Origin of the sequence: Pseudomonas sp. G11, from assembly GCF_029457515.1 — a bacterium.
Lineage (GTDB): Bacteria > Pseudomonadota > Gammaproteobacteria > Pseudomonadales > Pseudomonadaceae > Aquipseudomonas > Aquipseudomonas gorinensis.
The window spans coordinates 5,122,770-5,148,545 of record NZ_CP120377.1; the positions used below are offsets into that span (position 1 = coordinate 5,122,770).

Genomic DNA, 25,776 nt, shown 5'->3' on the forward strand with positions numbered 1-25,776 from the left:
TGATGAATGCACCGCGTATTTCCCATCCCCGAGAGCCCGGGCTGTTTGCCCGCGCGCCGAACCTGGAGCGCTACCGCGTGGCCGCCGGCGGTGTGACCCTGGTGGACTTGCAGCCTGGCGACGGTCTGCACGTGATCGACGTCGAAGGCCGGCAACCCTGCGCACTGCTGGCCCTCGACGCCGGCGGTCGCAGCGCCCTGGCGAGCTGGGGCCTGCGCGGGTCAACGGCGTGCAGTGTGCCAGGGCGTATCGGCCTGGCGCTCCAGCGGCGCGGCATCGACGCCCAGGCATTGCCGCTGGCCGCCTCGCTGTGGGACGCCGACAGCCCGCCCGGCCACAGCCGGCAGTTTGTCGCCCAGGACGCGCTGCTGGTGATCGTCGCCGCGCCCGCCGAGGCCACCGCCGTCGACCGGCAATACCGGCCCAGCGAGCTGCGCCTGCAGGTGACGCGGGCCAACCCATCGCCGCTGCTGGTACCGGCCCTGCCCGAGCCGTTGGGTGAAGTGCTGGACGAATTCACCCTGCGCGCGGGCACGGCCCGCAGCTACACCGTCGCCAAGGGCCAGTACGTGCAGGTGCTGGATGTGGCCGGCCGCCAGTGTTCGGACTTCGTCGCGCTCGACCGGCGTGCCCTGGATCGCGGCGTGGAGCTGGAGCTGGACCAGACCGTCACGCGCACCCTGAACGGCAGCGCCTACCCGGCACCGGGGCTGTTCTCGAAGTTTTTCGACCGCCACATGCAACCGATGCTGGAGGTGGTGCAAGACACCGTCGGGCGCCACGATTCATTCGCCCTGGCCTGCGCGGCGCGCTACTACGAAACCCATGGGTATTTCGGGCACGACAACTGCAGCGACAACCTCAGCCAGGTCCTTGCGCCCTATGGCGTGCAGGCCCGCAACGGTTGGCCGGCGATCAACTTTTTCTTCAATACGGGGATTGATGCGCACCAGCAGATGACCCTGGACGAGCCCTGGTCGCGGCCCGGTGACTACGTGCTGCTGCGGGCCATGACCGACCTGCTGTGTGGCAGTACCTCGTGCCCGGATGACATCGACCCGGCCAATGGCTGGAACCCGACCGATATCCATGTCCGCATCTACAGCGAGAAGGAGCGTTTTTCCATCGCCATGAGCACTCGAACCACGGCGGATGCCGACCCGATTCTCACCCGTGAGTCCGCGTTTCACTCACGCACCAGCGCCCTCACCGGCAGCTTCACCGACTACCGCAACTGGTGGCTGCCGCTGCGCTACGACGGTTACGGCGCCACCGAGGAATACCTCGGGTGCCGCGAACGGGTGGCGGTGATGGACCTGACCGCCCTGCGCAAATTCGAAATCATCGGCCCCGACGCCGAAGCCCTGTTGCAGTACTGCCTGACCCGCGATGTGCGGCGCCTGGCGGTGGGCCAGGTGGTGTATTCGGCGATGTGCCACGCCCACGGCGGCATGCTCGACGACGGTACCCTGCTGCGCCTGGGCCCGGACAACTTCCGTTGGATCTGCGGCGAAGACTACGCCGGCGTGTGGTTGCGCGAGCAGGCACAGAAACTGGGCATGAAGGTGTGGGTCAAGTCCGCCAGCGAGCAGATCCACAACCTGGCGGTGCAAGGGCCCCTGAGTCGCGAGCTGCTCAAGCAGATGGTCTGGACCCCGCCCACCCAGCCGAGCCTGGAAACCCTCGGCTGGTTCCGCTTCCTGGTCGGCCGGCTGGACGGTTTCGACGGCTGCCCGTTGATGATTTCGCGCACCGGTTACACCGGCGAGCTGGGCTTTGAGGTGTGGTGCCAGCCCGAAGACGCCGAACGGGTGTGGGACCGCATCTGGCAACTCGGCCAACCCTTGGGCCTGGTCCCGCTGGGCCTGGAGGCCCTGGACCTGCTGCGCATCGAAGCCGGGCTGATCTTTGCCGGCTACGAGTTCAGCGACCAGACCGATCCGTTCGAGGCGGGCATCGGTTTCAGCGTACCGCTCAAGAGCAAGACCGATGACTTCATCGGCCGCGATGCCCTGTTGCGGCGCAGCGCCCACCCCAGCCACAAGCTGGTCGGCCTGCACCTGAGCGGCAACGAGACGGCCCGGCATGGCGACCCGGTGTACCAGGGCCGGGCCCAGGTCGGGGTAATCACCAGTGCCTGCCGCTCACCGCTGCTGACCAGCAATATCGCGCTGTGCCGGGTCGACGTGAGCTGCGCCGAGCCCGGCACTGAACTGGAGATTGGCAAAGTCGATGGCCTGCAGAAGCGCATCAGCGCCACGGTCAGCGCAGCGATTTTCTACGACCCGGACAAAAGCCGGGTGCGTAGCTGATCGTCCCGAAACGTGTGTGCCACCCCATTTTGACTGCCCCAACCTAACCGCTATTCAGACATGGGAATACGAAGATGGAAGCGACGACGTTCGAGGCTGTACCGCAGGCTGCCGGCTCGGTGGGCAGCCTGCACCGCAAGATCGATTGGCGCGGGGCCTTCTGGGTCGCCAGTGGCGTGCCCGCGCTGGTGCTGTTCTCCATCGGTGCGATTGCCGCCACGGTGGGCAAGCCGGCGTGGATCGTGTGGATCGTGTCGATCCTGTTCGGGTTTATCCAGGCCTTCACCTACGCCGAGATCGCCGGGTTGTTCCCGCACAAATCCGGCGGCGCCTCGGTGTACGGCGCGGTGGCCTGGGTGCGCTACAGCAAGCTGATCGCGCCGGTGTCGGTGTGGTGCAACTGGCTGGCCTGGTCACCGGTGCTGTCCATCGGCTCGGGGCTGGCGGCGGGGTATATCCTCACGGCGCTGTTTCCCGCCGATGCGTTGATCAACACCTGGCAACTGACCCTGCTGGACCTGGGCTGGGTCAAGAGCGGTCTGTCGCTGCGCATCAACGCGACGTTCGCCATTGGTTTGTTGATTTTGCTCACGGTGTTTGCCGTGCAGCACGGCGGCATCCTGCGTTCGGCGCGCCTGACCCTGGTACTCGGCGTCACCTCGTTGATTCCGCTGCTGCTGGTGGGCGTGGTGCCCTTGTTCACCGGGGATGCGGCCCAGGCCAACTTCCTGCCGCTGTACCCCCTGGCCCATGACGCGGCCGGGCAAGTCATCGATGGGCCCTGGGATATTTCCGGCTGGTCGCTGATGGCCGGTGGGCTGTTCATGGCGGCGTGGTCCACCTACGGTTTTGAAACGGCGGTGTGCTACACCCGCGAATTCAAGGACCCCAAGCGCGACACGTTCAAGGCGATCTTCTACGCCGGCCTGCTGTGCATCCTGGTGTTCACCCTGGTACCGCTGGCGTTCCAGGGCAGCCTGGGGCTGGGCCAGTTGGTGACCCCGGCGGTGCTCGACGCCAGTGGCGCAGTCGTGACACCGGCGGTGTACAGCGGCCTGCTCTCGCCCGCGATCTACAGCGGCATGGGGGTTGGCCAGGTGATGGCCGACAGCATCGGTGGCGGCAAGGTGGTCGCCAATATCGTGTTGATCATGCTGGTGCTGGCGACGTTGCTGGCGATCATGACCTCGATGTCCGGTTCGTCGCGCACCCTGTATCAGGCCTCGGTGGATGGCTGGTTGCCCAAGTACCTGGGGCGCACCAACGAGCATGGCGCGCCGACGGCGGCAATGTGGACCGACCTGTCATTCAACCTGCTGCTGTTGCTGATGTCGGACTACGTGTTCGTGCTGGCGGCATCCAACGTCAGCTACATCATCTTCAACTTCCTCAACCTCAATGCCGGCTGGATCCACCGCCTGGACCGCCCCGACTGGGTACGCCCGTACAAAGCTCCCACCGTGCTGCTGGCGGCCGGCGGCGTGCTGAGTTTCGTCAACCTGGCCTGCATGGGCCTGGGCGCGGATATCTGGGGCGCGGGCACGCTGGTCACCGGCTTGCTGTTGGCGCTGCTGATCCTGCCGGTGTTCTGCTACCGCCACTATGTGCAGGACAAGGGCCACTTCCCCGCCGCCATGCTCACCGACCTGTATATCCAGGCCGACGACGGCCAACGCCGCGCCGGCTGGCTGCCCTACGCCACGCTGGTGGCCGGCGTGCTGGTGGTGTATGCCTGCCATCAACTGGTAGCCTGAGCCTTCTGGCCTGCCTATGGCTGAGGGATTGTTATCCCTCAGCTCCTTAATTTCCCCAGACAATGGTGACGCTTTTGACCAGCTCTCTCCCCACGCTTGCCCGCGATATCGACGGCAAGGCCATCGCCGCCCAGGTGCTCGACGAGGTTCGCGAAGAGGTCCTGCTGCTTGCCTCGCAGCAGATCTACCCGGCCCTGGCGGTATTGCTGGTGGGCGATGACCCGGCCAGCCACGTCTACGTGCGCAATAAACTGCTGCGGGCCAAGGAAGCCGGGATTCGCTCCCTGGAATACCGGCTGCCGGAAGATGCCAGCCAGGCGCAGGTGCTGGACCTGCTTGCCCAGTTGAATACCGATGCGTCGGTCAACGGCATCCTGGTGCAATTGCCACTGCCGGCGCATATCGACGAGGCAGCGGTGATCCACGCGATTGACCCGATCAAGGACGTGGATGGCTTCCACCGCGAAAACGTCGGCGGCCTGGTGCAAGGCATCGAGGTGCTCACGCCCTGCACACCCAGCGGCTGCATGCGCCTGCTGCACGAAACCTGCGGCGACTTGAGCGGCTTGCACGCGGTGGTCATCGGCCGCTCGAACATCGTCGGCAAACCCATGGCGACCCTGCTATTGCAGGCCCACTGCTCGGTCAGCGTGGTGCACTCACGCAGCGTCGATGCCCCAGCGTTGTGCCGTTTGGCCGACATCGTCGTCGCCGCCGTCGGCCGGCCGCAATTGATCGACGCCAGCTGGCTCAAGCCTGGCGCAGTGGTCATTGATGTCGGGATCAACCGCATCACCACCGAGACCGGCACGAGGCTGGTGGGGGATGTGGACTATGCCAGCGCCCGCACCGTCGCCAGCGCGATCACGCCGGTACCCGGCGGTGTGGGCCCCATGACGATAGCCTACCTGCTGAAGAACACCCTGGTGGCGAGCCAGTTGCAGCGCAAAGCCCTGCCCCGAGCGCTGGCGCTGTACCTGTAGGAGCGAGCTTGCTCGCGAAAAACGTCCAGGCAACGCGGTCATCCAGGGTGCCCGCGTTATCGTTAACGATCTTCGCGAGCAAGCTCGCTCCTACAGGGTTCTCAGTGGTTTTAGGCGGCCAGGTCCATTTCTTCCACCGACTCATGGGCACGCAGGCTGAAGAACACCCTGGTGGCGAGCCAGTTGCAGCGCAAAGCCCTGCCCCGAGCGCCGGCGCTGCACCTGTAGGAGCGAGCTTGCTCGCGAAAAACGTCCAGGCAACGCGGTCATCCAGGATGCCCGCGTTATCGTTAACGATCTTCGCGAGCAAGCTCGCTCCTACAGGGTTCTCAGTGGTTGTAGGCGCGCTCGTTGTGCTCGGCCAGGTCCAGGCCCATCTCTTCCACCGACTCATGGGCCCGCAAGCCGACCAGGGCATTGACCACTTTGAGAATGATCCAACTGACCACAAAGCAATACACCGTGGTCAACAACACCCCCTTGAGCTGGGCAACCACCTGCCCTCCCATGGTCACACCTTCCACCAGGCCCCCCATGGACGGTACACAGAACACGCCAGTCAACACCGCGCCGATCATGCCGCCGATGCCATGCAGGCCGAACACATCAAGGCTGTCGTCGTAGCCGAAACGGCGCTTCAACACCGTCACGCTCAAGTAGCAGAACACCCCGCACAGCAGACCGATGGCCAACGCCCCCCCCACCCCCACATAAGCGCACGCCGGGGTAATCCCCACCAGGCCGGCCAACGCGCCGCTGGCCAGGCCGAGGGCACTGGGTTTGCCGACCTTGAACCACTCGGTGAACATCCAGCCGAGAATCCCGGCGCACGCGCCCAGTTGGGTATTGAGCATGACGATGCCCGAGGTACCGCTGAGGCCACCGCCGGAGCCGATATTGAAGCCGAACCAGCCGACCCAGAGCATCGCCGCGCCGGCCATGGTCAGGCTCAGGTTATGCGCAGGCATCGGCGTGTTCTGGTAGCCCTTGCGCTTGCCGAGGATCAGGCACGCGGCGAGTGCCGCCACACCGGCATTGATGTGCACGGCGGTGCCGCCGGCAAAATCGAGCACGCCCCAGTTATGCATCAAGGCCCCCGAACCGCCCCAGACCATATGCGCCACCGGGGCATAGACCAGGGTGAACCAGATGGCCATGAACAGCAGCGCCGCCGAGAATTTCATGCGTTCGGCAAAGGCCCCCGCGATCAGGGCCGGGGTGATGATGGCGAAGGTCATCTGGAAGGTCACGAAGACCCCTTCCGGAATATCCCCTACCAGGCTCTCCGGGGTCATGCCGGCCAGGAAGGCACGGCTCAGGCCGCCGACAAAACTGTTGAAGGTCACCTGCCCTTCGACCATGCCGGTGGTGTCGACCACCATGCTGTAGCCGTAGATCACCCACAGCACGCCCACCAACCCGGCGATGCCAAAGCATTGGGTGAACAGCGAAAGCATGTTTTTCGCGCGGACCAGGCCGCCATAGAACAACGCGAGCCCCGGCAAGCACATGAACAGCACCAGCACGGCGGCGGTGACCATCCAGGCGGTACTGCCGGTGTTCAAGGTGGGTGCATCAGCAGCGTACGCCAAGGGTGCAAAGGCACCGGCCGCGAATAAACCGAAGAGGGATTTGCCGAGAAGACGATTGACCATGTTCAAAGCTCCTGCAACAGAAGTGTGTAGGAGCGAGCTTGCTCGCGAAAAACGTTCAGGCAACGCGTTCATCCAGGGTGCCAGCGTTATCGTTGACGATCTTCGCGAGCAAGCTCGCTCCCACAGGGGGGGGGTAATTCAGTAACTCGAACCCGGCACCCAACTGGTCCCGGCCAGCGGCACGCGGGCCATGGCGGCCGATTCCACGGTCAGCGCCACCAGGTCCTCGGGGTCGAGGTTGTGCAGGTGCGACTTGCCGCACGCACGCGCCATGGTCTGCGCCTCCAGCACCATCACCCGCAGGTAGTTGGCCAACCGCCGCCCACCTTCCACCGGGTCGAGGCGCTTGGACAGCTCCGGGTCCTGGGTGGTGATACCGGCCGGGTCGCGGCCGTTCTGCCAGTCGTCGTAGAAGCCGGCGGCCGAGCCGATCTTTTTCAGTTCCGCGTCCAGCCTCGGGTGGTTATCGCCCAGGGCAATCAGCGCCGCCGTACCAATGGCGACCGCATCCGCGCCCATCGCCATGGCCTTGGCCACGTCGGCACCGTTGCGAATCCCGCCCGACACGATCAACTGGACCTTGCGATGCATGCCCATCTCTTGCAAAGCCTGTACCGCTTGCGGGATGGCCGACAAAATCGGAATGCCCACATGCTCGATAAACACTTCCTGGGTCGCGGCGGTACCGCCTTGCATGCCGTCGAGCACGATCACATCGGCACCGGCCTTGACCGCCAGTTTCACGTCGTAATACGGCCGGCTCGCGCCGATCTTCACGTAGATCGGTTTTTCCCAATCGGTGATTTCGCGCAGCTCGGCAATCTTGATCGCCAGGTCATCCGGCCCGGTCCAGTCCGGGTGGCGGCAGGCGCTGCGCTGATCCACACCGATGGGCAAGGTGCGCATGCCGGCCACGCGTTCGGTGACCTTCATGCCCAGCAACATGCCGCCACCGCCGGGCTTGGCGCCCTGGCCGAGGACGATCTCGATGGCGTCGGCCTTGCGCAAATCATCCGGGTTCATGCCGTAGCGCGACGGCAAATATTGATAGACCAAATGCTGGGACTGGCCGCGCTCTTCCGGGGTCATGCCACCGTCACCGGTGGTGGTGCTGGTGCCCGCGATGGTCGCGCCACGGCCCAGGGCTTCCTTGGCATTGGCCGACAGCGCGCCGAAACTCATGCCCGCGATGGTCACTGGGATCTTCAGGTGGATCGGCTTCTTGGCGAAGCGGTTGCCGAGGATCACGTCGGTGCCACACTTCTCGCGATAGCCTTCCAGCGGGTAGCGCGACACGCTGGCGCCAAGCAGCAGCAAGTCATCGAAGTGCGGCAGCTTGCGCTTGGTGCCGCCGCCGCGAATGTCGTAGATGCCGGTTTCGGCGGCGCGTTGGATTTCCTGGATGGTCAGGCGGTCGAAGGTGGCCGACTCGCGCAGGACCGGAGGGGTTTGTTCAGTCATGGTGGAGCTCCTGATCAGTACGCGGAGGCGTTATCGACTTTGAAGTTGTAGAGTTGACGGGCCGAGCCGTAGCGCTTGAAGTCCGCCGCCTGGTGGGCGAAACCCGCACGGTCGAGCAGCTCTTGCAGCTCCTTGAGGTGCTCGCTGCGCATCTCTTTTTCGACGCAGTCCGAGCCCAGGGACTCCACCGTGCCTTTGACGTAGATGTGGGTTTCGTACAGCGAATCGCCCAGCGCATCGCCGGCATCGCCACACACCACCAAACGCCCGGCCTGGCCCATGAAGCAGCTCATGTGGCCGATGCTGCCGCCGACGACGATGTCGATACCCTTCATGGAAATCCCGCAACGCGCGCCCGCATCGCCCTCGATCACCAGCAAGCCGCCATGGGCCGTGGCCCCGGCCGCCTGAGAGGCGCTGCCCTTGACCCGTACCGAGCCGGACATCATGTTCTCGGCGCAGCCCACGCCGACATTGCCGTGCACGGTGATCGAAGCCTGCTGGTTCATACCCGCGCAGTAGTAGCCGGCGTGGCCCTCGATATCGATGGACACGGCTTGGTTCACGCCCACCGCGAGGTTGTGCTTGCCGTTGGAATGGATCACGCGCCATTCGTTGTCGATGGCCTGGGCGTGCAGCGCCTGGTTGAGGTCACGCACGGTGGCGGTGGAAAGATCGATGGTTTTCATGTGTGCGCTCCTTAAGCCGACTGGCGTTCCCAGATGTACAACGTGGCCGGTGCCGGCTCCCAGATCCGCGCGTTCTCGATGCCCGGCAGGCTCGACAGCGCCTGGTACTCGGAGGCCATGGCGACGTAGTCGTCGGTCTCGGCGAGGATCGCCGGCTTGCACGCAATCGGGTCGCGGATCACCGCAAAACCGTTGCGCGTGCCGATGGCGAAGGTGAAGAAGCCGTCGAGGTCTTCCAGGGAATGGTCCAGCGCCTCTTTGAGCGAATCGCCCTGTTGCAGGCGCCAGGTCAGGTAGCCGGCGGCGACTTCGGTGTCGTTGTCGGTTTCAAAATGGATACCTTCGCGCTTGAGTTCCTGGCGCAGGCGGAAGTGGTTGGACAGCGAGCCGTTGTGCACCAGGCACAGGTCGGCGCCGGTGGAAAACGGGTGGCTGCCTTCCATGGTCACCGCACTTTCGGTGGCCATGCGCGTGTGGCCGATGATGTGGCTGCCCTGCATGCTCGCCAGGCCGAAGCGCTGGGAAATCTCCTCGGGCAGGCCCATGCCCTTGAGGATCTCGATGCTCTGCCCGGCGCTCATGATGCGTACGCTCGGCGCCAGTTCGGCCAGGGCCTGGCGCACCGGGGCTTCGTCGGCGTGGATTTTCAATACGGCGGCGCTGGCGTTCTGGAACCAGTCCAGGGAACAGCCGAGGCGCCCTTCCAGCTCGCCCATCAAGCCTTTCCAATCGAAGGCTTCGGTGGTGGCTTGCAGGGTCAGCTTGACCCAGCCATCGGCGACTTCATCGCCGTAGATGGCAAAACCGGCGCTGTCCGGGCCACGGTCGGTCATGGCTTGCAGCATGGGTTCAAACAGCTGGCCGAGCTGGGGTTCCAGCCGCGGATTCTTCAGGTACAGGCCTACGATTCCACACATAACAAGTCTCCGTCACACGGTGTCAGAAAAATTCGGTATAGCGCTGGATTTCCCAGTCGCTCACATGGCGGCTGTACTCCACCCACTCCATGCGCTTGAGCTTGATGAACTCGCCCACGATCTGCGGGCCAAGCACTTCGGCGAACAGCGCGTCGGCTTCCAGCGCGTCACAGGCTTCCTTGAGGGATTGCGGCAGGGTCTTGATGCCGCGTTCAGCGATCTGCTCAAGGCTCAGGCTGTAGAGGTTTTCGTTGCAGACGTGGTCGATTTCCAACTGGCGATCGATACCGTCCAGGCCCGCGGCGATGATCGCGGCGCTGACCAGGTAAGGGTTGCAACCGGCATCCGGCAGGCGGAACTCCAGGCGGCCATACGGCACGCGCACCATGGCCGAGCGGTTGTTGGCGCCAAACGCAATAAAGGCCGGGGCCCAGGTGGCGCCGGACAACGAGTTGCCGACCACCAGGCGCTTGTACGAGTTGACCGTGGGCGCGGCGAACGCACACAGCGCCGGGCCATGGGCGAGCAAACCGGCGGCGAAGTGATAGGCGAGTTTCGACAGGCCCATGCCGCTCGGGTCGCTGGCGTCATGGAACAGGTTTTTGTTCTCGGCGCTGCTGATCGACAAGTGAAAGTGCATGCCGTTGCCGGCGCGTTTCGGGTCGGGCTTGGGCATGAATGAACAGATCATGCCCAGGTCATTGGCGATCTCGCCGGCGGCCATGCGGAAGAAGGTGAAACGGTCGGCCGAGGTCAGGGCGTCGCTGTAGGTGTAGTTGATCTCGAACTGGCCGTTGGCGTCTTCGTGGTCGATTTGATAGACCTCGAAATCCACCGCCTGCAAGGCTTCGGTCAGGCGCTCGAGGAACACCCGCGAACGGGACAGGCCCTTGTAGTCGTAGCAAGGCTTGTCGAGGTTGTCGCTGGGGTCTACCAGTTGCAACTTGCCCTGCTCGTCGCGGCGCATCAGGTTGAATTCGGGTTCCAGGCCGGTGTTCAGCGTCCAGCCCTTGTCCTGCAGGCGCTGCACCTGCTGTTGCAACACGTAGCGGCTGTCGTAGGGATGGGGCTGGCCGTCGACATGACCGACGCACACCACGCGCCCATAACCTGGCTGCCAGGGCACCGGGGTCAATGTCGAGAGATCGCCGCGCGCCATGAAGTCCGGGCCATGAGGCTCCATGCCCATGCCGCTGATGGCAAACCCGGCGAACCCCGCGCCCTCTTCGGCCACGGTCTTGAGCCCACAGATCGGCACCGACTTGGTCTTGGCCGCCCCGTGTATATCCACAAACTGCGCAAGCACGTACTTGATCCCGTGCTTGTCGATGATGCGCTGGGTTTCTGCTGGCAACATTGCGTGTCACTCCTCGCGAAAGGCAAAACCGTGTGGGTGGGCCTAGGCTGTCTTTTTATTCCTAAAAAGAAAGTTAGTTTCCCAACAGGAATGCAATACCCTTGCCAGATTCGCGAGCGGCGGATTGATGTGCCGGTGAAAGCGCTTTTGTGCTGTATATATGGGAAAATTCTTTTCCCCGCAGGAATACGTACAGCGGGGTGGCCTTCAAGCGCCAGACCTTGCACTTTCCCAGTGCGAAAATAATATTACTGAACGGAAACCGTGCAGGAGCCGATGATCATGTCCACCGAAACCGCCCCGCGCCTCAAGCTCGAGCAATACCTGGGGCTGCAGATCAAACGCCAGCGCCAGGCCCAGGACCTGAAGCTGTCCGACGTGGCGAAGATTGCCGATATCAGCCAGGGCATGTTGAGCAAGATTGAGAACGCCCAGGTGTCCACCAGCCTCGATACCTTGAGCCGCCTGTGCGATGTGCTCGGGCTGCCGTTATCGAAGTTGTTCAGCGAATACGACCAGCAGGATGGCAGCGCCTTGCTGGTCAAGGCTGACCAGGGCATGGAAGTGGTGCGCCGGGGGACCGAGAAGGGGCATACCTATCACCTGCTCAACCATACGCGCGGGCCGAAGAAGAGTTTCGAGGCGTACATGGTGAGCATGGATGACGCCAGTGAGGAGTTTCCGACCTTTGCTCATCCGGGGACGGAGTTTTTGCATTTGCTGGAGGGGGAGTTGATTTATCGGCATGGCAATCAGCTGTATCGGATGGAGGCTGGGGACAGCTTGACGTTTGAGGGGGAAATTCCTCATGGGCCGGAGGAGTTGGTGCGGGTGCCGATTCGGTTGTTGTCGATTATGAATTATGGGGGGGATAAGGAGTGATCGTGGGCATATCCGTTATTTTGGGGGTGGGGGTTTCGTGTACATATCCGTTTCTGCGGTAACGGCCACTGGCGGTTCCGCCCTTACGGCGGGTCACTTTTGGAAAAGAGCCCCAAAAGTAACCAAAAGGGCTCCTGCCCCACCACTCGGTGCCTCGCCTAGGCTCGGCATGCCCTCACTCCGGCTTGAATCCGTGGGCCGCCGTCATGGGCCATCCCTGGCCCAGGACGGCTAACCCGGCGTCCTGCCGGGTTACCCACGGATTCAAGCCTGCGTTCGGCCAGCGTGGTTTAACGGGGCGCCTAAGATCAAGATCAAAAGCCAGAGCAAAAGCAGAGCAAAAGCAGAATGAGGTCTACTTGACCTATGGAGATCTCTGACCTGTGGAGATCCAAATGTGGGAGGGGGCTTGCCCCCGATAGCGCTGGGTCAGTTAACCAATAAGTGACTGACACGCCCTCATCGGGGGCAAGCCCCCTCCCACATTTTTTACCGAGTACACCAGCCACAACAACGGTCGGCGCCAAGGCAGCAAAAGACAGAGCAAAAGCAGACTCAGGTCTACCAGATGGATGCAGATACAAATGTGGGAGGGGGCTTGCCCCCGATAGCGCCGGGTCAGTTAACAAAAAGTGGCTGACACTCCCTCATCGGGGGCAAGCCCCCTCCCACATTCCCAACCGAGTACACCAGGCACAACACCGGTCGGCTCTAAGGCCGCCGCGCTTTGGCTTTTGATCTTCGGCGCCCCGTTAAACCACGCTGGCCGAACGCAGGCTTTGGAGCGTGGGTAACCCGGCAGGACGCCGGGTTAGCCGTCCTGGGCCAGGGATGGCCCATGACGGCGGCCCACGCTCCAAAGCCGGAGTGAGGGCACACCGAGCCTAGGCGAGGTGCCGAGTGGTGGGGCACAGACCTTTTGGTTACTTTTGGCTGGGCCGGCATCCCGGGCGTTTGCCAAAAGTGACCCGTTGTAAGAGCGGAACCGCCAGCCGCCGTTACCGCAGAAACGGATATGTACTCAACCCAACCCAACCCAACCCAACCAAAAAATTTCCCCCCAGTTAAAAATCTTTCCCAAAACCCCTAGACGCCCCGCCCCCATTCCCCTATAAAGCCACTTCAGGAATATTTTATTCCCCACAAGAAAACGCGCTCAAGGAATGAGCCTGCTGTCCTCAGACATTTTTTCGCTATGCGATGAGCTGCCGCCATCATCCCGAGGACGTGTCATGCAACACGAAAAAAACCATTTCATCATCAAAGTCACTTGTCCCGCGGTGTCCGGCATTGTCGCTGCCGTCACCACCTACCTGGCAGACAAGGCGTGCTACATCGGGGAGATGGCGCAGTTCGACGATGACTTCAGCGGCCGCTTCTTCATGCGCGCGGTGTTCCGTTTCAACGATGGCCATGCGGGCAACCTGCAAGAGATCAGGGACGGTTTCGCCGAGGTCGCCCAGGCCTTCGATATGCAGTGGGAACTGTACGACACCCGCGAGCCGATGCGCGTGATGCTGATGGTGAGCAAGTTCGACCACTGCCTCACCGACCTGCTCTACCGCTACCACAAGGGCGAGATGGACATGACCATCACCGCCATCGTCTCCAACCACCTCGACCTGCGGCCCATGGCCGAGCGTGAGGGTATTCGCTTTATTTACCTGCCTGTGTCCAAGGACAACAAGGCCGCGCAGGAAGCCGAGCTGATGAAGATCGTCGACGACACCCGCACCGAACTGGTGGTGTTGGCGCGCTACATGCAGATCCTCTCCGACGACCTGTGCCGGCAACTGTCGGGGCGGGCGATCAATATCCACCATTCGTTCCTGCCCGGTTTCAAGGGCGCCAAGCCCTATCACCAGGCTTATCAACGCGGCGTGAAGCTGATCGGCGCCACCGCGCACTACGTGACCAGCGACCTGGATGAGGGCCCGATCATCGAGCAGGAAGTACAGCGCGTCGACCACGTGTACAAGCCCGACGACCTCGTCGCCATCGGCCGCGACACCGAAACCGTGGCCCTGTCCAAGGCGGTCAAGTACCACCTGGAGCACCGCGTCTTCCTCAACCAGGACAGAACGGTGGTGTTCCGGTGAGCGCGCCCACACTGATCGACGGCAAAGCCGCCGCCGCGCAGGTGCTGCTGCAAGTGCGCGAGGACGTGGCGCACCTGCATGCGCAAGACATTCAACCGGCCCTGGCGGTGATCCTGGTGGGCAACGACCCGGCCAGCCAGGTCTATGTGCGCAACAAGATCCTGCGCGCCGAAGAGGTGGGCATCCGCTCCGTGGAGCATCGCCTGCCCGATGACACCAGCACCGAACAACTGTTGATCCTGATCGGCCAACTGAATGCCGACCCGGCGATCCACGGCATCCTCCTGCAATTGCCGTTGCCGGCGCAGATGGACGAACTGCGTGCCTTGGAGGCCATCTCACCGGACAAGGACGTCGATGGTTTTCACAGCCAGAACGTCGGCGGCCTCAGCCAGGGGCGCGCGGTACTCACGCCGTGCACGCCGAGCGGCTGCCTGTACCTGCTGGAGCAAACCTGCGGCGACCTGCGCGGCAAACACGCGGTGGTGATCGGCCGCTCGAACATCGTCGGCAAACCCATGGCCGCGCTGCTGCTCAAGGCGGACTGCTCGGTGACCGTGCTGCATTCGCGCAGCCAAAATGCCCAGGCCCTGTGCAAACAGGCCGATATCGTGATCGCCGCCGTAGGCCGTGCACGCTTGATCGACGCCAGCTGGCTCAAGCCTGGCGCGGTGGTGATCGATGTCGGCATCAACCGCATCGACGACGACGGCCGCAGCCGCCTGGTGGGCGATGTCGACTTCGACAGCGCCCTGCCCCATGTCGCCGCCATCACCCCGGTGCCCGGCGGTGTCGGGCCGATGACCATTGCCTTCCTGATGAAAAACACCGTGGCCGCCGCCCTCGCGCAACACCACACCTTACGCAGCCAATCGGAGGCCGTATGCCATTCAATCTATTGAAATACGGACTGAGTTCGGAGTACCCGGTGGAGGTGGACCTGCCACCGCCCAAGGAACTCAAGGCCAGCTATGACGTCGTGATCATCGGCGCCGGCGGCCATGGCCTCGCGACCGCCTACTACCTGGCCAAGTACCACGGCATCACGAATATCGCAGTGCTGGAAAAGTCTTACCTGGGCGGCGGCAATACGGCGCGCAACACCGCGGTGATCCGCTCCAACTACCTCACCAGCGAAGGCGTTCGTTTCTATGCCGAGTCGGTGAAGATGTTCCAGTCGCTGTCCAACGAATTCGACTTCAACATCATGTACTCCGAGCGCGGCCAATTGACCCTGGCCCACACCGACGCCACCGTGCGTTCGTTCCGCCAGCGCGCTGAGGTCAACAAGCACTTCGGCGGGCGTACCGAGATGATCGACCGCCAGCAGATCCGCGAGCTGGTGCCCAGCCTCAACCTCGACCCCGGCCACTTGCCGGTGATCGCCGGGCTCTGGCATATCGACGGCGCCACCGCGCGCCACGACGCCGTGGCCTGGGGCTACGCCAAGCAGGCGGCCAAGCGCGGCGTGGAAATCCATCAGCTCACCGAAGTGCAAGACCTGGTGATCGAGAACGGCGCCATCACGGCGGTGAAGACCAATCGCGGCACCATCCGGTGCGGCTGCGCGGTGCAGGCGATTGCCGGGCACAGCTCGCTGCTGATGGCCAAGGCCGGCATTCGCTCGCCGATCCAGACCTTCCCGCTGCAAGCCATGGTCACCCAGCCGTTCAAGCCGTTCCTCGATCCGCTGGTCAGTTCCTCGGCGCTGCACTGCTACGTGCAGCAAACCAGCCGCGGCGAAGTGGTGTTCGGCGGTGGCTCCGACCCTTACCCGCTGTTCAACACGCGCTCGACCCTGGACCTCAAGGAAAGCCTGCTGGCCCATGCCATCGAGATGTTCCCCTTCCTCGCCAATGCCAAGTTGATGCGCCAGTGGGCCGGGATCACCGACATGACCCCCGACTACAGTCCGATCATGGGCCTGTCGCCGGTAAAAAATTACTACCTCGACGCCGGCTGGGGCACCTGGGGCTTCAAGGCCACGCCGATCTGCGGCAAGACCATGGCCGAGCTGGTCGCCAGCGGCGGCAAGGTGCCGGAGCTGATCAAGCCGTTTGGTCTCGAACGTTTCTCGACCTTCCAGCAAGTCAACGAGATGGGCGCCACGGCGGCCAGTCACTGACGGAGAGCGGACTATGAAAATCATGATGTGCCCGCTCAACGGGCCACGCAATATCAGCGAGTTCACCTATGGCGGTGAATTCAAACCGATGCCCGACCCAGTGACGTGCAGCGATGCCGAATGGGCCGACTACGTGTTCAACACCGACAACCTCGCCGGTGTGGTGCGCGAATGGTGGATGCACACGCCCTCCAGCTATTGGTTCCTCGCCGAACGCCACACGGTCACCGATGAAATCCTGCGCACCTTCGATCCCCGCGAGTTATTTACCACCCGCGTCGACTTCACCACCGCCAAGGAGATCGCCGGATGAACCGCCTCCCCGCCCCCATGGGCCTGCTGATCCAGCGTGACCAGCCACTCGATTTCAGTTTCGACGGCCTGCCCTACCAAGGTTTACAGGGCGACAGCATCGCCAGTGCCCTGCTCGCCAACGAGCGCTTCCTGATGTCGCGTTCGTTCAAATACCACCGCCCACGCGGCCCCTTGACCATGGCCGGCCAGGACGCCAACAGCCTGGTGCAACTGCCCCGCGAACCCAACGTGCTGGCCGATGCCCACGCGCTGTCCGCCGGCTTGGCCGTGACGGCGCAGAACGTCAACGGTTCGCTGGACAACGACAAGGACGCCTACCTGGGCAAGTTCTCCAGGTTCATGCCGGTGGGTTTCTACTATCGCTCGTTCTACAAGCCCAAGGGCATGTGGAAAGTCTGGGAGCCGATCATCCGTAAAAAGGCCGGCCTGGGCGTGCTCGACCTGAGGTTCCAACCCGAGTACTACGACAAGGCCTACCTGTTTACCGACCTCGCGGTGATCGGTGCCGGCCCCGCCGGCTTGCAGGCCGCGCTGACCGCCGCGAATGCCGGAGCCAAGGTGTTGCTGATCGAACAGCAGCCGATCCTCGGTGGGTCGCTGACCTATGCGCGCTTCGATATCGCCGGCACCCGCGCCGACACCTTGCGCCGCGAGTTGCTGGACGTGGTGCAGCAGCACGCGAATATCCGAGTGCTCACCGATGCCACCTGCAATGCCTGGTTTACCGACAACTACCTGCCGGTGATCCAGGGCAAGCGCCTGTATAAGGTGCGCGCGCAACAGTGCCTGGTGTGCAGCGGTTCGTTCGACCAACCGGTGGTCTTCCGCAACAACGATCTACCGGGGGTGATGCTCACCAGTGCCGCGCAACGCCTGATGAAGCTCTATGCGGTCAAGCCCGGCAAGCGCGCCGTGGTGCTCACCGGCAACGATGACGGCTACCTCGCCGCCCTCGACCTGCATGACCAGGGCGTCGACGTGGCCGCCGTGATCGACCTGCGTCACGCTCCGGCAGACAACGCCCTGCCCGCGGCCCTGGCCCAGCGCAAGATCCCGTGCCTGACCAACAGCACGGTGTTCGAGGCCCTGCATGAAAAAGGCCTGCGCCATGTGAAGGGCGTCGACGTGCGTCAGATCACCGGCCAGGGCCAGGTCAGCGCCAGCGGGCAAGTGATCGACTGCGACCTGCTGTGCATGTCCGCCGGTTATATGCCGGTCTATCAGTTGCTGTGCCAGGCCGGTGGCAAGCTGGCCTATGACGACTCGCGTGCGGAGTTCAGCCTCAGCGGTTTGCCGCAGAACCTGAATGTGGCCGGCTCCGTGCACGGTCGGCACCAGTTGGACAACGTGCTGGCAGACGCCACCAATGCCGCCGCCGACAGTGTGCTCGCCCTCGGCTTGAAGACTGCCAGCCCGCGCGTGCCGCTGCGCAGCGAAGCCCAGGTCAACTTCCACTGGCCAATCTTCCCGCACCCCAAGGGCAAGGACTTCGTGGATTTTGACGAAGACCTGCAAGTGGCGGACATCGTCAACGCCACCCGCATCGGCTACCGCGATGTGCAGTTGGTCAAGCGTTACTCCACGGTCGGCATGGGCCCGTCCCAGGGGCGCCACTCGGCGCTGCCGACCGCGCGGCTGGTGGCCTGGGCGACCCAGCGCAATATCAGTGAAACCGGAGTGACCACCGCGCGGCCGCCATTCGTGGCGGAAAAACTCGCGCATGTCGCCGGGCGTGCCTTCGACCCCTACCGCCAAACGCCGATGCACGCGCGCCATGTGCAAGCCGGGGCGAAGATGATGCCTGCCGGTATCTGGCAACGCCCGGCCTACTATGGCAAGCCCGAGGACCGCGAAGCCTGCATGCAGGCCGAAGCGCTGCACGTGCGCAACAAGGTTGGCCTGATCGATGTGTCGACCTTGGGCGGCCTGGATGTACGCGGCCCGGACGCCGCCGAACTGCTCAACCGCATGTACACCTTTGCGTTCCTCAAGCAGCCGGTGGGCCGTTCGCGTTATGCGCTGATGACCAACGAACACGGCGTGGTGATCGACGATGGCGTGTGCGCGCGGCTGGCCGACAAGCATTTCTACGTCACCGCCACCACCAGCGGCGTCGACCGCATCTACCAGCAGATGCTCAAGTGGAACGCGCAGTGGCGCCTGGACGTGGATGTGGCCAACGTCACCGCCGCGATCTGTGCGGTCAACGTAGCCGGGCCGGATTCGCGCAAGGTGCTGGAACAGGTGTGCAGCGACCTCGACCTCAGTGCCGAAGGCTTCCCCTACCTGGGCGTGCGCCAGGGCACGGTGGCCGGGATCAAGGCCCGCCTGCTGCGGGTGGGTTTCGTCGGCGAACTGGGCTATGAAATCCACGTACCGGCGCGCCACGGCCTGGCGTTGTGGGACGCGTTGATGACGGCCGGCAAGGCCTTTGACATTCGCCCCTTCGGCGTCGAGACCCAACGCCTGCTGCGCCTGGAAAAAGGCCACGTGATCATCAGCCAGGACACCGATGGCATGACCCACCCGGCGGAAATCGACATGGGCTGGGCAGTGAGCCGCACCAAGCAGTTTTTCGTCGGCCGCCGCTCGGTGGACATCCTCGAAGCCCAGCCGCTGAAACGCAAACTGGTGGGCTTCAGCCTGCCCAAGGGCAGCGTACAACCGCTGGAAGGCCACCTGGTGCTCAACGGCGCGGACATCAGCGGCAACGTCACCTCCTGCGAATACTCCAGCAGCCTGGGCCGTATCATCGGCCTGGCCTATGCCGGGATCGACCAGAGCACACCGGGGCAGCGCATTCCGATTCGCGTCGAGGGCGGCATCGTCGTCCAGGCCGAGGTGGTGCAACTGCCGTTCTTCGACCCCACCAACCAACGCCAGGAGGGTTAAGCCATGACCAGTCTGAAAGCCCACGAATTGTTCACGCCTGCCTGCCAGTTGCAAGATCAGACCGACCTGCCCCGGGTTGGCTTTCGCGGTACGCAAAGCGCCGAGTACCTCAGCGCACGCGGCTTCACCCTGCCCGATGCGCCCAACCGCGCACTCGCGCAGGCCGACGGCGGTTGGGTGGCGCGCCTGTCGCAGAACGAATACCTGTTGTTGGGCAGCCCCCAGGATGAGGGCCAGCGCATCGCCGATGAAGAAGCGCGCTGGGAACTCGACCACCGCGCCAACTACCTGCTGCCGCGCCAGGACAGCCATGCCTGTGTGCGGCTCAGCGGCGGTGTGATTGCCCAGGTCATGGCCAAGCTGTGCGGCGTCGACCTCAGCCACCCGGCATTCAAACCGGGCATGGTGGCGCAGACGTCGGTGGCGCGGGTGAATGGGATTGTCATCCACACAGGGAGTGTGGAGGTGCCGGCGTTTCATATCCTGTGGGATCGCGCCTCGAAGGAATACTTCGAGGGCGCGTTGCGGGATGCGTTGGAGGAGTTTGGCGGCGTGGGTCAGTCAGTTTAGGCGTGCCGTAAAGCATTCAAGATAGGCCCGAACCATCATGGAGTAAGGTGCCTGGGGTTTGGCCATGGATTTCATTTGTTGTACGGTACGGTCGCGCAGGTGCTTCAATCCCTGCTCGATAAGCTTGTCCTCGTCGGCGTAATCGTATGCGGGCTTGGACGCCCGCAACTTCAATTTTTTGATAAAGGTGGTAATTTCCACCACCTGACTTTCCATGAACATCAGCTGACGTAGCACGCGAGTTCTATCCTGCACCAACCCCAGGCGGTTAAGGCCGTAGATCAGAATCGAGACCGAACCTCGCAGATCGAGGTTGTGCCTGAGGGTCAAAGCCAACTCATCACGAAACTCTTCCCGGGTTTTCGGGTCGAGTCCGATGCTCGAAGGGATTGCGCCCACATTCGGCCTAGCCAACATCAGCCCGATGATATTCTTGAAATCTATGTAGTAATCCAGGTGATCTTTCGGCTGATCCAGGCATGGGTTCAGCAACAAGGGGAGCTCCTTGGAGCTATCACCCGTCCGGTCGGTTACACGTGCTCCCAAGACCGGAAAATGCGTACCTTTGCCCGTGAATGCGGAACGTGGATCCTCGAACTGCCCTTTATGTTCCAGCAGCACCACAGGTTTGCCTGATGCCCTAGGTAAGCTTTGGCTGCGACGTTGGTTGCAGTAGATGCAACTGGGCAACAAGTTGTCCCAAGCAGCACCTAGCCACCAATAACCCTCGTGATCCGCTTCGCCTTGCACGCTTTCTTTGGGTCGGTAATGCTCAACTTCCATCGCCGACGTTGCGTAATAGAGACTCTCGCAGTAGGCACACTTGCGGTGGAACATCTCATTGAGTCGCGCACGGACGCTATCGTGCCCGTATAACTGAAAGGGCGATGGCGGTTTAGCGACGGTCGCGGGAGGCTTTAGTCCTGCCAGTTTTGCCTGCGCTTTGTTCTGCTCGTTCAGCGCGCGGATTCGCGCTTTTTCCTTGATGTATGCCTCCACCTTCACCAACTCAAGCTCCGCCTCCGAACGGTGGCCAAGAACGGCGACCATCACCTTTGGCGTGGAGTATTGACTTCGGTCCACATAACGCATGCTCAGAAGCCCTCCAGGAGGTCTAGGATTTCACGTTTGGCCGCTTCATCTAATGCCTTTAATTGCTCGCTGGAAGCAGTGGTCCGGGCCTGAAGAAATCTAGCGACCGCCTCTTGCACCACCTGTTGTCCACGAGTTGTACCCACCGGCAAAACGTCGTTGATCTCCTGCTTGAAACGCGCAACTAGTTGCTGATCTTCAGGGTCGGAAAGTTCGCCCCTATAGCTTGCGCTCAACAAGTCGGCAAGCTTGGCCATTTTCAGATTCATCACTGGCTGGTCGGTTGAGGCAACATTGAAAAAATCTGAGGTCAACAGTTGCTCAATAGTTAATTGGCTAATGTCGGGCAGATGTTGCAATTGCTCTACAAGCGCCCTTTGCTCCGTGTCGCCCCCCTCCCCGTCTGAAGTCGTTGTAGTGCGATGAACCACTATAACTTCTCCGTTACGCATGCCGCGCACACACAGTGGGTCATGGCTTGTCGCGATGAAGGTGACCTTTGGCAACGCCATGCGCAAAGCCCCCATGATTTGGATTTTCCAACGTGGGTGCAGATGGGCTTCCACCTCGTCGATCAGCACAATGGCACGGGCGTTTTCCAGACTTTGATAGTGCGGGTTAGTGCTGCGGTCCATCAGCCTGCGCATGATGTCGCAGACCATTGCTAGCACGGAACGGTATCCCGAGGACACCTGCGTGAGGGGTGTCTTGACCTTCACACCGCCTTGCACTGTGACAATAAAGCAACGTAGTTCGTCCTCAGATTTCTCAATGACCTGGATATTTTCCTCGACAGTCATAATAAAGCGTAAGGCACGCGTCACCTCATTGAGGTCATCATCTTTTAACGCCAACAGCCAAGGCTCGGGGTCTGGTAATAGGCGGTTGGAATTGAACAGGTTGAACACCGAATGTCCAAGCTTGAATTTATCGCTATTTTTTTGGTACTGGCGAAATGCGCCATAGGCAAACACTGGGGGACGCAAAAACGATGTCTGCGGTTTCCAACCCGCTTTATTGATCTCCAACACAGTATCGGGACCCTCGTCAAAGCCGAGGCGAATCTGAGCTGAAAGCATCCCATCCTGGTTTTTCGCACCTAGCTGAGTCGAATCTAGCACTAGGTCGCTAGCTTTCAGCCCTAGAGCCTTTCGAGTTTTCCGGTCAGACAATGCAAGAGCGGTAGCCTCAAGAATCGAGCTTTTTCCAGTGGCATTTTCTCCTAGGATCAACATGGCCGAATGCATTGGTTCACTGCTTAATACCGAATCCGCGCTTGGAAGAGTCAGTTGCAACTTGAGATAATCGATGGCTTTAAAATGGGTCAGCTCAATTGAAAGCAAAGAAGGGTATACCGAGGGAGTAACGGGCAGTTGCTCGTCCGACATACTCGTTGGTTCGACACGCTCCGGCTGAGTTATTGCGATCGACGGGTAACGGCCAAAATCACCCGTTTCAATCCAGCTCTGCAATATTTCCCGATATTCATCAAAACCTTTATGCAGGGACAGGGCACGAAATGAATGACCCACTTTGGTACGCGAAACATCTACCTTTTTCTTAAGTGCACGTGATAAATGCTGAACTATCATTCGGCACTGTAAATACCACAAACCACCAAACTCCAGATTGGAGAAGTCGAAAATCGGAAAATTTCCCTCAACAACTACCAGGCGTTCAGTGGTGTCGGGAGTCAGAAGCAACCTTCGATACTCCCCCAACCTGATACGGCGTTTTTCCACCAAATCTTCACGATTAAGCTTGAAGTGCTCAATTGTTAGGGCGCCCCTTGCCCCCTGCTTTTGCAACATGCCTGTAATTGATATAAAGAAATAATCGTAAAAGCGCTCGTTACGACAGGGGTCGATTAAAAGCTGTCTTTCGGCAATAGGGTAGCCCCGCCACGATCCCAAATCCTCATCAACGTACCACTGAATATCGTCAATATCAGGCAGACGTACACGGTTGCCTGTTACTGGGAAAAATTCTGATTGGCGTGGTACACAGCGATGGCAAATCGGGTAAATATTCTCCCAGGCATTAGCAAGCCAGCTGTAATACAGATGACTATTTTTAGCTTCCGGCGTTGCAGAAGCTGACGGTCGAAACCGATAGGGAAATGTCTCACCCCGAGTTTCACAAAATGCGCACTTACCCCGAAATAAACGCCCGAGCCCATCGAACACGGTACCGTCCTTGAGGTCGAGCGCATGATCTGAAAAACGCGTCTGCGCACGTTCTACCGGATCCAATTCAAAAAATTGCAGCAACCGGTGCCGGGCCCCACTCGCTACGCTTCCACGGAAAAATTTCGGCGGCGGCTCGGCACTGCGCTCAAAAAACTGCATCGCTCTCTTCCCTAAGACCTTCAAAAGAGAGCAAGATTAATAGCATTACGCCACCAAGGAAACTCCAACGCGCAGTTTTACTCTACGTACTCAACCGCGCCGCTACCTGCTTGGCTGCTTGATTCCGTGTCGCCAGGCAGTAATACAACGGACACGTCACCACCAACCCCACCAGCCACGACAAATCCGCGCCTTCCACCAGGTTGGCCCACGGCCCCACATACAGCGAGGTATTGGCAAACGGCAGTTGCACAAGGATGCCAAGGAAATACGCCACGATCGCATGCAGGTTGAAACGCCCGTACACCCCGCCATCCGCCTGGAAGATCGAGGCAATGTCATAGACCCCGCGCTTGATGACGTAGAAGTCGATCAGGTTGATCGAGGCCCACGGCACCAGTACCAGCAACAGCGCGAGGATCAGGCCGATAAATTGCGAAATGAAGTCCGCCGACGCGCCCAACGCGACGACACAGCAACCGGCGAGGATCACGCCTGAGAGCAGCACGCGCACCTTGATGCTGGGGGTCCAGTGGCTGGCGAAGGTCTGGACCGAGGTGATGATCGACAGCACCGCGCCATACAGATTCAGGGCGTTGTGGCTGATGATGTTGAGCAGGAACAGCACCATCAGGATCGGCCCCAGCCAGCCGGTGGCTTGCTTGACGGCGAGCATGGCTTCGGTGCCTTCGGGGGTGGCCAATGCCGCGACCAGGCCAAAGGCGAAGGACAGGATGGTGCCAAGGGTCGCGCCCAGGTAAGTCGCGATAAATGGCCGAGTGATGCCGATATCCGCCGGCAGGTAGCGTGAGTAGTCGCTGGTGTAGGGCGAAAAGCTGATCTGCCAGATCACCCCCAGCGATACGGTGGCCAGCCAGCCGGTCGCGTTGAAGCCGCCACGGGTGAGGAAGTCCGCCGGCAGGTCATGGGCGAAGATGTAGACGAACCCCGCCAGCAACGCGCTGCCCATCACCCAGGTACCGATACGGTTGAGGCTATGGATAAAGCGGTAGCCGATCACGCCAATAGCCGTGGCGGCGAGCGCGCCGATCAGGATGCTTGCCGGCACCGGGACCGACGGCACGATGCCGACGATGGATTTGCCCGCCAGCACGATATTGGAAATGAAGAAACCGATGTAGATCAGCGCTGCGAAGAACACAATCAGCAACGCACCGTAACGGCCGAACTGGCCCCGGCTCTGCACCATCTGCGGGATGCCCATGCGCGGGCCCTGCGCCGATGCGAGGGCAATCACGATGCCGCCGAGCAGGTGCCCAAGGGCAATCGCCAGCAGCCCCCACACCAGGTTGAGATGGAACACCTGGGCCACCATGGCGCCGGTGACGATGGGCAGCGGTGCAATGTTGGTGCTGAACCATAAGGTGAACAGGTCGCGGGCCTTTCCATGGCGCTCTGCGAGGGGAACGTAATCGACCGTGTGATGCTCGATCAGGGGGTCTTGCCGGGACATCTGGGGCATGGAAATGAACTCGCGTTTGTCTGATCTTATAGTTGTTTGACGCCAAACCGGGGGAGCTCTGCGGCCGCCCCTCAGATGAACACCATATTATGGTATTCCAACATTTTCACAAGACTGATCCGTAGTCTCAGCGCGCATCTGATCCGCAAGTGTGCCACAGGGCACGCGGTTATTTCCTGGCATAGTCCCCGTATTTATTGGCTGTAAGAGCCAGGATCGACGTTCATCGGGCGATTGAAAAAGCGGTTGCACGTATTGTATTACGGTATACCATCATACCTACAAACCTATAAAAGCCGCTCAACCCGCAGAGGACCGTCCCATGATCGATGCCGCCATCTACAAACAAGTGATGGGTTCGTTTCCGTCCGGGGTCACCGTGATCACCACGCTCGATGATGATGGGCAAATCGTCGGGCTGACGGCCAGCGCCTTCAGCTCGTTATCCATGGACCCGGCCCTGGTGTTGTTTTGCCCCAACTACAGTTCCGACTCGTACCCGGTGTTGATCAAGAACAAGCGCTTTGCCATCCACGTCCTTTCCGCAGGCCAGCAAAGCGAAGCCTATGCGTTCGCGCGCAAGGGCAAGGACAAGGCGCAAGGCATCGAATGGACCTTGAGCGCACTGGGCAACCCGATCCTGGCCAATGCCACGGCGGTGATCGAGTGCGAGTTGTGGCGCGAATACGAAGGCGGCGACCACGCGATCATGGTCGGCTCGGTGAAGAACCTGATCGTGCCCCAGCAGAACGCCGGGCCACTGGTGTACTGCCACGGCAAGATGGGCGCCCTGCCGCTGCCGGCCTGAGCCACACAATCATCAGGCAGCCCTCGGTCTGGTT

19 protein-coding genes are annotated in these 25,776 nt (G+C 61.6%); 11 read left to right on the forward strand and 8 right to left on the reverse strand.

What is annotated here, in order from left to right:
• Window positions 1–2 precede the first annotated feature (2 nt).
• From P2T68_RS23455 to folD (P2T68_RS23465), 3 genes are all read left to right on the forward strand, one after another.
• Window positions 3–2,312: an aminomethyltransferase family protein gene (locus P2T68_RS23455; RefSeq protein ID WP_277379772.1), complete on the forward strand. Its 2,310-nt coding sequence runs from the start codon at window positions 3–5 to the stop codon at window positions 2,310–2,312.
• A gap of 74 nt (window positions 2,313–2,386) precedes the next feature.
• On the forward strand, window positions 2,387–4,066 hold the full coding sequence (locus P2T68_RS23460) for an APC family permease (RefSeq protein ID WP_024074683.1): 1,680 nt from the start codon (window positions 2,387–2,389) through the stop codon (window positions 4,064–4,066).
• A gap of 65 nt (window positions 4,067–4,131) precedes the next feature.
• A complete protein-coding gene (folD, locus tag P2T68_RS23465) occupies window positions 4,132–5,049 on the forward strand; it encodes a bifunctional methylenetetrahydrofolate dehydrogenase/methenyltetrahydrofolate cyclohydrolase FolD (protein ID WP_277378359.1) in 918 nt (305 codons plus the stop codon).
• A gap of 329 nt (window positions 5,050–5,378) precedes the next feature.
• Here folD (P2T68_RS23465) and P2T68_RS23470 read toward each other — a convergent pair whose 3' ends face one another.
• The 5 genes from P2T68_RS23470 to glnT all read right to left on the reverse strand — a co-directional run bounded on the left by P2T68_RS23470 (window position 5,379) and on the right by glnT (window position 11,128).
• Window positions 5,379–6,704: an ammonium transporter gene (locus P2T68_RS23470; protein WP_041160897.1), complete on the reverse strand. Its 1,326-nt coding sequence runs from the start codon at window positions 6,702–6,704 to the stop codon at window positions 5,379–5,381.
• 138 nt (window positions 6,705–6,842) lie between these two features.
• Window positions 6,843–8,165: an FMN-binding glutamate synthase family protein gene (locus P2T68_RS23475; protein ID WP_024074680.1), complete on the reverse strand. Its 1,323-nt coding sequence runs from the start codon at window positions 8,163–8,165 to the stop codon at window positions 6,843–6,845.
• Window positions 8,166–8,179: 14 nt separating this feature from the next.
• Window positions 8,180–8,854: a protein glxC gene (locus P2T68_RS23480; protein WP_024074679.1), complete on the reverse strand. Its 675-nt coding sequence runs from the start codon at window positions 8,852–8,854 to the stop codon at window positions 8,180–8,182.
• Between the two features lie 11 nt (window positions 8,855–8,865).
• Window positions 8,866–9,771, reverse strand: coding sequence for a glutamine amidotransferase family protein (locus P2T68_RS23485; RefSeq protein ID WP_069075686.1), 906 nt, complete (start codon window positions 9,769–9,771; stop codon window positions 8,866–8,868).
• A 22-nt stretch (window positions 9,772–9,793) separates the two neighbouring features.
• Window positions 9,794–11,128, reverse strand: coding sequence for a type III glutamate--ammonia ligase (gene glnT, locus P2T68_RS23490; RefSeq protein ID WP_024074677.1), 1,335 nt, complete (start codon window positions 11,126–11,128; stop codon window positions 9,794–9,796).
• A gap of 282 nt (window positions 11,129–11,410) precedes the next feature.
• Here glnT and P2T68_RS23495 point away from each other — a divergent pair, with 282 nt between their 5' ends.
• The 7 genes from P2T68_RS23495 to P2T68_RS23525 all read left to right on the forward strand — a co-directional run bounded on the left by P2T68_RS23495 (window position 11,411) and on the right by P2T68_RS23525 (window position 20,011).
• Window positions 11,411–12,010 (forward strand): helix-turn-helix domain-containing protein, encoded by a 600-nt coding sequence (locus P2T68_RS23495; protein ID WP_041161149.1) that lies wholly within the window; start codon window positions 11,411–11,413, stop codon window positions 12,008–12,010.
• Between the two features lie 1,232 nt (window positions 12,011–13,242).
• Window positions 13,243–14,109, forward strand: a complete 867-nt coding sequence (gene purU, locus P2T68_RS23500; RefSeq protein WP_024074674.1) for a formyltetrahydrofolate deformylase — start codon at window positions 13,243–13,245, stop codon at window positions 14,107–14,109.
• The gene (gene folD, locus P2T68_RS23505; RefSeq protein ID WP_193690457.1) at window positions 14,106–15,011 is read left to right on the forward strand and encodes a bifunctional methylenetetrahydrofolate dehydrogenase/methenyltetrahydrofolate cyclohydrolase FolD; all 906 of its coding nucleotides are present in this window, start codon (window positions 14,106–14,108) and stop codon (window positions 15,009–15,011) included. Before purU ends, folD (P2T68_RS23505) begins: the two co-directional genes overlap by 4 nt.
• Window positions 14,993–16,234, forward strand: a complete 1,242-nt coding sequence (locus P2T68_RS23510) for an FAD-dependent oxidoreductase (RefSeq protein ID WP_024074672.1) — start codon at window positions 14,993–14,995, stop codon at window positions 16,232–16,234. The genes folD (P2T68_RS23505) and P2T68_RS23510 overlap by 19 nt, the downstream gene beginning before the upstream one ends.
• 13 nt (window positions 16,235–16,247) lie before the next feature.
• The gene (locus P2T68_RS23515; RefSeq protein WP_024074671.1) at window positions 16,248–16,547 is read left to right on the forward strand and encodes a sarcosine oxidase subunit delta; all 300 of its coding nucleotides are present in this window, start codon (window positions 16,248–16,250) and stop codon (window positions 16,545–16,547) included.
• The gene (locus P2T68_RS23520) at window positions 16,544–19,441 is read left to right on the forward strand and encodes a 2Fe-2S iron-sulfur cluster-binding protein (RefSeq protein WP_277378360.1); all 2,898 of its coding nucleotides are present in this window, start codon (window positions 16,544–16,546) and stop codon (window positions 19,439–19,441) included. Before P2T68_RS23515 ends, P2T68_RS23520 begins: the two co-directional genes overlap by 4 nt.
• Window positions 19,442–19,444: 3 nt before the next feature.
• Complete coding sequence (locus P2T68_RS23525) at window positions 19,445–20,011, forward strand: sarcosine oxidase (RefSeq protein WP_168233164.1); 567 nt, start codon at window positions 19,445–19,447, stop codon at window positions 20,009–20,011.
• Here P2T68_RS23525 and P2T68_RS23530 read toward each other — a convergent pair.
• The 3 genes from P2T68_RS23530 to P2T68_RS23540 form a co-directional block, all read right to left on the reverse strand.
• The gene (locus P2T68_RS23530) at window positions 20,003–21,103 is read right to left on the reverse strand and encodes an HNH endonuclease (protein WP_024074668.1); all 1,101 of its coding nucleotides are present in this window, start codon (window positions 21,101–21,103) and stop codon (window positions 20,003–20,005) included. The two genes, P2T68_RS23525 and P2T68_RS23530, sit on opposite strands and share 9 nt — an antisense overlap.
• A gap of 2 nt (window positions 21,104–21,105) precedes the next feature.
• Window positions 21,106–23,451 (reverse strand): AAA family ATPase, encoded by a 2,346-nt coding sequence (locus tag P2T68_RS23535; RefSeq protein ID WP_150054871.1) that lies wholly within the window; start codon window positions 23,449–23,451, stop codon window positions 21,106–21,108.
• 82 nt (window positions 23,452–23,533) lie between these two features.
• Window positions 23,534–24,934 carry a cytosine permease gene (locus P2T68_RS23540; RefSeq protein ID WP_277378361.1) on the reverse strand — a complete coding sequence of 467 codons (1,401 nt, stop codon included), beginning with the start codon at window positions 24,932–24,934 and terminating at the stop codon, window positions 23,534–23,536.
• 322 nt (window positions 24,935–25,256) lie between these two features.
• Here P2T68_RS23540 and P2T68_RS23545 point away from each other — a divergent pair, with 322 nt between their 5' ends.
• Entirely contained in the window at window positions 25,257–25,742 is a 486-nt protein-coding gene (locus P2T68_RS23545; protein WP_024074665.1) for a flavin reductase family protein, read from the forward strand.
• The last annotated feature ends 34 nt before the right edge of the window (window positions 25,743–25,776 follow it).